Origin of the sequence: Eubacterium ramulus ATCC 29099 (genome assembly GCF_000469345.1) — a bacterium.
Classification (GTDB): Bacteria; Bacillota; Clostridia; order Lachnospirales; family Lachnospiraceae; genus Eubacterium_I; species Eubacterium_I ramulus.
This window is the reverse complement of the sequence record NZ_KI271182.1, coordinates 1-467: the sequence shown is the minus strand read 5'-3', so window position 1 is coordinate 467 and position 467 is coordinate 1. Positions and strand designations below refer to the sequence as shown.

Below are 467 nucleotides of genomic sequence, written 5' to 3'. Positions count from 1 at the left end.
TGTGAAAAAACTCTCGTTTTTTCACACGCCCGTATATTTACTCTTGATATTCCGCTTTTATTGCTATATCTGCATTCTGTCCGGGTACATGATTTCGAGTTCACCACGGACTTTGCCCCAATTACGGATTGGCATTGTCCATTTTTTTGCTATTTCAAAAGTCCCCAGGTATAGTGCTTTCACCAGTGCCTGTGAGCTCGGAAATACGCTTCTCTGCTTGTTTAGCCTGCGATAGCATGAATTCAACGATTCAATGGCATTTGTAGTATAAAACGCAGTACGAACCTCTTGGGAAAATTTAAAAATCGGGGAAATTGCATCCCAGTTATCATGCCAGCGGTTCATGGCGCTCGGATATTGTCCTGACCATTTTTCGGTAACAGTCTTTAACTGTTTTCTGGCAGCTTCTTCATCAGCAGCTGTATCATAATACATTTATGCTTCTGAGAACTGGTCTTTTCCTACAA

At 41.5% G+C, this 467-nt stretch carries 1 pseudogene; it reads right to left on the bottom strand.

Annotated elements, in window-relative coordinates:
• Nucleotides 1–63: 63 nt before the first annotated feature.
• A pseudogene (locus tag HMPREF0373_RS13590) lies at nt 64–420 on the bottom strand (transposase); the annotation flags it as partial.
• Nucleotides 421–467: the final 47 nt, after the last annotated feature.